Below are 7,602 nucleotides of genomic sequence, written 5' to 3' on the forward strand. Positions count from 1 at the left end.
GCCCACCCCTCCGCTGCGGCTACAGCCCCAGCTCGAACCAGACGATCTTGCCCTTCGGCGTGCGCCGGCTGCCCCAGCGCTCGGCCAGCAGGCTGACCAGTTGCAGGCCGCGCCCGCCCTCGTCGGTCTCCTGGGCACGCCGCTGCCGGGGCTGGGCGTAGCCGTCGTCCCAGACCTCGCAGACCAGGCTGCGCTCGCGCAGCAGCCGCAGCCGGATCTCGCCCCGCCCGTGCTTGAGCGCGTTGGTGACCAGCTCGCTGACCAGCAGCTCGGTGGTGTCGACCAGCTCCTCCAGCCCCCTGGAGAGCAGCCAGCTGCACGCCAGCTCGCGGGCCTTGGCCACGGAGGTGGGCTCGGGCGGCAGGAACCAGTTGCCGACGGCGTCCTCGGGGAAGGCGTGCACCTTGGCCATCAGCAGGGCGATGTCGTCCTCGCCGTGGTGCGGGTTGAGCTCGCCGAGCACGTGGTCGCAGAGCTCCTCCAGCCCCTTGCCCTCACCGGAGAGCGCGGAGCGGAAGGCCCGCAGGCCCTCGTCCAGCTGGTGCTTGCGGCTCTCCACCAGGCCGTCGGTGTAGAGCGCGAGCACGGCGCCGTCCGGGAGGGTCAGCTCGACCTCCTCGAAGGGCTCGCCGCCGACGCCGAGCGGCAGGCCGGGCGGTACGTCGAGCATCCGGGCGCTGTCGCCGGGGCTGAGCAGGACGGGCGGCAGGTGGCCCGCGTTGGCGAAGACGCAGCGGCGGGTCACGGCGTCGAAGACCGCGTAGACGCAGGTCGCCAGGTAGACCTCGCGGGCCTCCTCGTCGGCCGTCGAGGTGAGCCGCCCGTACTGGGTGGGCGGGCCGGCCGGCACCGAGTCGTCGCCGAGGCCGCGGGCGATCTCGTCCAGCGCGGTGAGCACCTCGGCCGGGTCCAGGTCGAGCATCGCCAGGGTGCGGACGGCGGTGCGCAGCTGGCCCATGGCGACGGCGGCGCGCAGACCGCGGCCCATCACGTCGCCGATGACCAGCGCGGTGCGGTTGCCGGGCAGCGGGATGACGTCGAACCAGTCGCCGCCGACCTCGGTGTTGTTGTTGCTGGGCAGGTAGCGGCAGGCGATCTCCAGGCCGCTGGCGGCCGGGTTGCCCGGGGGCAGCAGGCTGCGCTGGAGGATCAGCGCCCGCTCGTGCTCGCGCCGGTAGAGCCTGGCGTTGTCGATGCAGACGGCGGCGCGGGCGACCAGTTCCTCGGCGATCGCGACGTCGCGGGCGTCGAAGGGCTCGCTGCCGATCGCCCGGGAGAGCTGGACGAGGCCGAGCACCTGGTCGCGGGCGACCAGCGGGACTATCAGCGTGGAGCGCAGCAGCGGGTCGGGCCCGGGCTCGGGGATGACGCTGCGGCCGGTGCGCAGGGCCCGGGCGTGCGGGGAGCGGCGCGGGTAACAGAGGGTGCCGCCGGCCTCGGCGATCGGCAGGGCGGTGACCGAGCCGAGCACCGAGGAGGCGCCGCCGACCACGCTGGAGACGGCGACCCGGCGCAGTTCGCCGCTGCCGTCGGTGAGCACGGTGTCGCCGAGCCGGCCGGCGCTGGGGACGGTCTCGCCGGAGAGCAGCGCGGTGTAGAGGTCGACGGTGGCGAGGTCGCAGAACGGCGGGACGACGACGTCCAGGAGTTCCTTGGCGGTGGTCTCCAGGTCGAGCGTGGAGCCGATGTGGGCGCTGGCCTCGTTGAGCAGCGCCAGGTTGCGGCGCACGCCGTCGGCCTCGCGCTCGGCGACGTGCCGGCTGGTGACGTCGGTCACCTGTCCGGCGACGCCGACGGTCTGCCCCGCGGTGCCGTTCAGGCGGTACAGCGAGACGGCCCAGAGCCGGTTGCCCTCGCGGGTCGGGACGGCGCCGTGGAAGCGCAGGTCGAAGACGGGCTCGCCGGTGGCCAGGACCTTGCGCAGGGCGGCGGTGAGCCGGTCGGCCTCGGACGGCGGGAAGAGGTCGTGCGGGGTGAGGCCCTCCAGGTCGGTGGGGACCAGGCCCATCCCGGAGGCGAAGGCGTCGTTGACCCGCTGCAGCCGCAGCCGGCCGTCGAACAGCACGAAACCGGTGGGCGTCTGTCCGAAGACGGCCTCGGAGGCGGCCAGGTCGGTCTCGATCCGGCGCAGCCGTCCGAGGTCGACGGCCAGGCAGGTGGCGCCCGCGGTGGGCAGGGCGCTGTCGGGCATCAGGTAGAGCTCGGCGAGGCCCTCGCCGCCGGCGGCGTCCTGGTACGGGGTGGTGCCGACCCACTCCTCCCCCGCCAGGGTGCGCTCCAGCCGGGCGCGGCCGCGCTGCCAGAGCTCGCGGGGGACGAAGGTGGTGATCGGGTCGGCGCCGACGGCCTCGGCGGCCGAGACGCCGAAGAACTCGGCGGCGCGCTCGCTCCACTGGCTGATCCGCCCGTCGGGGCCGATCGCGAAGGTGGCGACCCGGATGTAGTCGTAGATCGATCCGGGGTCACCGGCGCCCCGCGACCGGTCCTCCGGTACGGGATGGTGGCCGCGGCTGGTGGCCCGGCCGCCCGGTACGGGCAGGTGCGAGGCACCGGCCTGTCCGGGCACGGCGGCATGACCGCTGCTGCTCTGCGCGCTCCGCGCCGGAGTGCTGTTCAACGGACCGACCCCTCCAACCCGCGACCGTCCGGATGTCGAGAAGACCGAGTATTCATCATCGAGGGGTACGTTCACACGCCCTCAACATCACAACATCAGATCGGGCGAAGGTTTTTGTCCTACCGCCCGCGCAACCACAATGCCACGCTCGCGCCCCCTTCCGAGTCGCGCGCTCCCCCTGGGCTCCCGACGGCATGTGCGGCACGGCTCTCCCGGCGTTCGTTCCGATCACGATCCGTCGGGCTCATTACCCGGTAGTGCCTGCTCGAACCAGACCACCTTGCCGATGCCCTCGGCCCTGGCGCCCCAGCGCAGGGCCAGCCGGTGGACCAGTTCCAGACCGCGCCCGCCCTCGTCGGCCTCGGCCGCGTGCCGCTCCCTGGGCGGGTCGGGCAGCGGGTCGGAGATCTCGACCAGCAGCGTCTCACCGAGCGTCAGCCGTACCCCGATGGGGGCGCTGGCGTACCGGACGGCATTCGTGACCAGCTCGCTGACCAACAGCTCGGCGGTGTCGGTGAGCCCCTCGACGCCCCACTCGGCGAGCGCGGCGCGGACCAGCCGGCGGGCCCGGGAGACGGCGGTGGGCTCGGCGGGCAGGGTCCAGCCGGCCGTCGGGGTGCCGGCCTGGCCGTGGCCGAGCCGGGCCAGCAGCAGCGCCACGTCGTCCGGCTCCCGGCCCTGCTCCATGGTGTCGAGCACCGCCTCGCAGGCGGCCTGGATGGAGGCGTGGGAATCCTGGAGCACGGTGACCAGCCGGCCGAGGCCGACGTCCAGGTCCTTGTCGCGGGACTCGACCAGGCCGTCGGTGCACAGCGCCAGCAGGCTGCCCTCGGGGATCTTCAGTTCGACCGACTCGAACGGGACGCCGCCCACGCCGAGCGGGGCGCCGGAGGGCAGGTCCAGGATGCGGCCGGTGCCGCCGGGCAGCGGACCGCCGGTGCGGGTCGGCTCCGCGCCGTCCTCGCCGGGCACCACCAGCACCGGCGGGATGTGCCCGGCCTTGGCGACGGTGAGCCGGGCCGTCGCCGGGTCGAAGACCGCGTAGATGCAGGTGGCCAGCAGCGCCTCGTCCGGGCCCTGGGCGAGGTCGTCGGCCAGCTCGTGGACGTGCCGCAGCAGGACGTCCGGCGGCAGGTCGAGGGCGGCCAGCACCCGGACGGCGGTGCGCAGCCGTCCCATGGTGGCGGCGGCCCGCAGGCCGTGGCCCATCACGTCGCCGACCACCAGCGCGGTGCGGTCGCCGGGCAGCGGGATGACGTCGAACCAGTCGCCGCCGACCTCGGTGCCGCTGCTGCCCGGGACGTACCGGTAGGCGACCTCGACGCCGGTGGGCTGCGGGACCTGCTGCGGGAGCAGGGTGCGCTGGAGGGTGAGGGCGGCGGTGCGCTCGCGGGCGTAGAGGCGGGCGTTGTCCAGCGAGCTGCCGGCCCGGTCGGCCAGCTCGACGGTGAAGGCCAGGTCGTCCCGGTCGAAGCCCTCCCGGTAGCCGGCCCGGCTGACCAGCAGCAGGCCGATCACGATGCCGCGGGCGCGCAGCGGCACGACCAGCATCGAGTGGACGCCGAGGTCCCTGGCGGCCTGCATCTTCGGGTCGCCGGGGTAGGTGACGTCGTCCAGCCGGTCGGCGCCGGACAGCAGCTCGGGCACCCCGGTGCGCAGCACCCGGCCGCAGGTGGAGTCCTCGGCGAAGGTGATCCTGGCGCCGCGGCGCAGCATCACGTCCACCTCGGGGCCGTCCTGGACGGAGGCGGTGCCGAGCTGGAGCAGCGAGGTGCGCCGGTCGTGGCCGTGCCGGGGCAGGTCGTCACCGTGCGCGACGGCCTGGAGCAGGACCACCGCCGAGTGGTCGGTCAGCCTGGGGACGACCGAGCCGGCCAGCTCCTGGGCGATCCTGGAGGCGTCCAGCAGGTCGCCGACCCGGGAGCCGAACTCGTTGAGCAGCGAGAGCCGGCGCCGGGCGTGCTCGACCTTGGCGACCGCCCGGTAACGCTCAGTCACGTCCATCACGGTGCCGGAGATGCCGAGCACCCGGCCGGAGCGGTCGGTCATCCGGCTGTAGGAGATCGAGCGGTAGCCGGCCCTGGTGGTGACCGGGGAGGCCAGGGTGACGTCGATGACCGGCTCGCCGGTGGCCAGCACCTGGCGCTGGATGGCGGTGATCTCGTCGGCGGCCCGCTCCGGCAGGGTCTCGCCGGTGGTGCGGCCGACGTGGTCCTCCAGGGCGACGCCGTTCATCTCGGCGAGGGTCTGGTTGACGGCGGTGTAGCGCAGGTCGGTGTCCATGATGGCGATGCCCAGCGGGGACTGCTCGAACAGCGCGTCGCGCACCGCGAGGTCCCGCTCGACGGCCCGGACGGCGGTCGCCTCGGCCATGTTGACCTGGAGGAACGGGGTGCCGTCGCCGTCCACCAGGAGGGAGATCCTGGCGTCCACGGCGACCGGTGCGCCGTCCCGGTCGCGCAGTTCCGCGTAGCCGGCCCAGCGGCCGTGCCGCAGGGTGTCCTGGATCGCGGCCCGGATCCGGACGACCTGCGCGGGTTCGGGGATCAGCTCCTCGATCCGGCGGCCGACCAGCAGTTCGTTCGGCCAGCCGAGCAGTTCCTCGGCGGCCGGGCTCCAGAGCACCACCCGGCCCGCGGTGTCCAGGATCGCGATGGCGACCTTGAGCATGTCCAGCAGGCTGCCCTCGGCGGGCGATCCGGGGCCCGCCTGGGCCTCGGCTGGACCGCCGGGGAACGGCCGTCCGGGACGGCTGCGCAGGCCGGACCCGGCGCAGCCGGTGCTGGTCGTGGGCGCGCCGGGCCGGCCGGTTCCGGAGACGCTCTGGGACCACCTCGGTGCGGTGCTGGGCTCGCTCCCGCCGGGGCCGGCCCGGCTCGCGCTCGCGGTGGCGGGGGCGCTGGACGCCGGGTCGGCGGCGGTGGGGCGGTTCTGCGCGCGGCTGTACGGGCTGGACTGGGTCGGTCCTGAGGCGGCCGGGGGTGTGGCCGGGGTCGGTGCGGAGCCGTTGCCCGAGGCGGCGGTGAAGGCCGAGGCCGAGGTGGTCGTGGCGGCTGCGGCTCCGACTCCGGAGCCGCAGCAGGACCCCGAGCCTGACCCTGCGCCTGACCCTGAGCCTGGGCCGGTGGCCGTACCCGACCCTGACCTTGACTTCGGGCCGGTGACGGTGCCGGAGCCCGCTGCCACGGTGTCGACCTCGGGAGGGACGTTCGCGGAGGAGGCTCCCGAGGAAGCCGTCGAAGGAACAATATTGGCCCCTGAGGTCGCCGCCGAGGAGCCGGTGGCGGAGGAACCGGCTCCCGAAGCCCCGGCCGTCGCATCCGCTCCGGAACCCGCTCCGGAACCCGAGCCCGACCCGGAACCTGAGCCTGAACCCGAACCGGGACCCGAGCCCGAGCCCGCGGCGCCCGCCGTGACGCTCCCGGTGGCGGAACCCGCGGAACCCGCGGAACCCGTCACCCCCGCCGCGGACCGTGCGGCCCTGGTCGCCCAACTCGGCTCCGCCTACCCGCGCCTGGCCCGCCGGGCCGAGGACGCCGCCACCCGGCTGCCCGCCCTGCGCGCCCGGACGGAGGAGACCGACCCGAGGCCCGAACTGGTCGCCGTGCTGCTGCACCACGGCGATTCCAGCCCCCTGGCCGACCGGGTCGAACTCCTCGCGGCGGCCCGGTCCGACGCGCCCGGCCGCTACGGCCCGTACCTGCGCTGCCTCGCCGCCGGACTGCGGCGGCTGCCCAGCCACTACGGCGGCGTGCTGGTCGCGGGCCCGGCGGAGGCGTGCGACCTCGCCGCGTACGCCCCGGGCACGGTGCTGTCCGAGCGGGCCCCGCTCACCGGTCTGGCGGCGCCGGGCGCGGACCTGGGGGAGGGCGTCGGGATCGAGTTCGCCATCTGGTCCGTCGGCGGCCGGCGCAGTTCGGCCTTCGGCGAACCGGGCGACCAGCCGACGGTGATCTTCGTTCCGGGCACGGAGTTCGAGGTGGTCGCGGTCGAGCCGGCGGACCCGGACGAGGGCCGCCCGGCCCGGGTGCTGCTCCACGAGATCGGCGGGGTCCGTCCCGGCCCCGACCGCCTGCGCACCTGGCTCGCCCGCCGGGACGCCGTCGCCCCCGCCGACCGCACCCGCCCCGCCGACCCCTCCCGCTACGCCCTGGCGCTCGGCGCCGGTCTCGTCTGAGCGGAAGGACGGCAGGACGGAAGGACGGACCGACGGGCGGGCCCCGGTGAACCGCGAGGCGCCGTCCGCCCGTCGGACGGAGCGTAGGGATGTGGCCGGCGGTGAGGAGTGCGGGGATGGCCGAGACGGTACGGAGCGGGTTCCGGCTCGCGGCGGTGTTCGACGTGGTGGATCCGGTGACCGGGCCCGGGTTCGCGGCGGACCGGCCGCGGCTGGCGGCGGGGGCGGAGCGCGAGGACGTCCTCCGGTACCTGCGGGCCGGGGCGGCGGTGCTGCTGACGCCGATGCTGATGGACGACGTGGTCGACCCGGACCGGCGCGGCGTCGTGCCGATGGGCTTCCGTACCGACGGCCGGTGGATCTGGACCGACACGGTGACGTACTACCTGGAGGAGTACGGGCTGGCACCCGACCCCGCCCTGCTCGCGCACGTGCGCGAGCAGGGTGACGGCCCGTGGGCGGAGCCGCCGGCGGAGGTGCTGGAGCTGGCGGTGTCCTTCGTGCTGACCCCGCCGGAGGCGGTCGAGGAACCCGTCTGGACGGTCGGCTCCTGAACTGCGCCGATCCGGCTGAACCGGTTCGGCCACGCCGTCCGTACCTCCCCACGGGAGTGTCGTCGAGCGCAGGGGATGCATGGTGGGCGAGGAACAGCGCGGCGAGCCGGGCCGGAGGCCGGGCGGCTTCCGGCTCCCGGCGGTGAACTGGGCGATGGCGGCCGAGGCGGACCCCGGGGAGCAGGAGGCGGAGTCCGCGAGCGCCGCGACCGCAGTGCTGCCCGCACCGGCGGGCGCCGGGACCGCGAGCGCCG

The 7,602-nt window shown here is 75.2% G+C and carries 4 protein-coding genes; 2 read left to right on the forward strand and 2 right to left on the reverse strand.

The window, feature by feature from the left end:
• Positions 1-19: 19 nt before the first annotated feature.
• The gene (locus BU198_RS10970) at positions 20-2,617 is read right to left on the reverse strand and encodes a SpoIIE family protein phosphatase (protein ID WP_223244233.1); all 2,598 of its coding nucleotides are present in this window, start codon (positions 2,615-2,617) and stop codon (positions 20-22) included.
• A 228-nt stretch (positions 2,618-2,845) separates the two neighbouring features.
• Positions 2,846-5,287: a SpoIIE family protein phosphatase gene (locus BU198_RS10975; protein WP_188296650.1), complete on the reverse strand. Its 2,442-nt coding sequence runs from the start codon at positions 5,285-5,287 to the stop codon at positions 2,846-2,848.
• Between BU198_RS10975 and BU198_RS10980 the strand changes: the two genes are divergently transcribed.
• Positions 5,271-6,794, forward strand: coding sequence for a hypothetical protein (locus tag BU198_RS10980; protein ID WP_188296651.1), 1,524 nt, complete (start codon positions 5,271-5,273; stop codon positions 6,792-6,794). The two genes, BU198_RS10975 and BU198_RS10980, sit on opposite strands and share 17 nt — an antisense overlap.
• A gap of 116 nt (positions 6,795-6,910) precedes the next feature.
• Entirely contained in the window at positions 6,911-7,348 is a 438-nt protein-coding gene (locus tag BU198_RS10985; protein ID WP_188296652.1) for a hypothetical protein, read from the forward strand.
• The last annotated feature ends 254 nt before the right edge of the window (positions 7,349-7,602 follow it).

This window comes from Streptomyces sp. CBMA156 (genome assembly GCF_014596515.1).
Lineage (GTDB): Bacteria > Actinomycetota > Actinomycetes > Streptomycetales > Streptomycetaceae > Kitasatospora.

Bases quoted from the DNA above. Each gene is read 5' to 3' on its own strand.
- BU198_RS10985 (WP_188296652.1), top strand. From the start codon at position 6,911: ATGGCCGAGACGGTACGGAGCGGGTTCCGGCTCGCGGCGGTGTTCGAC.
- BU198_RS10980 (WP_188296651.1), top strand. From the start codon at position 5,271: ATGGCGACCTTGAGCATGTCCAGCAGGCTGCCCTCGGCGGGCGATCCG.
- BU198_RS10975 (WP_188296650.1), bottom strand. From the start codon at position 5,287: ATGCTCAAGGTCGCCATCGCGATCCTGGACACCGCGGGCCGGGTGGTG.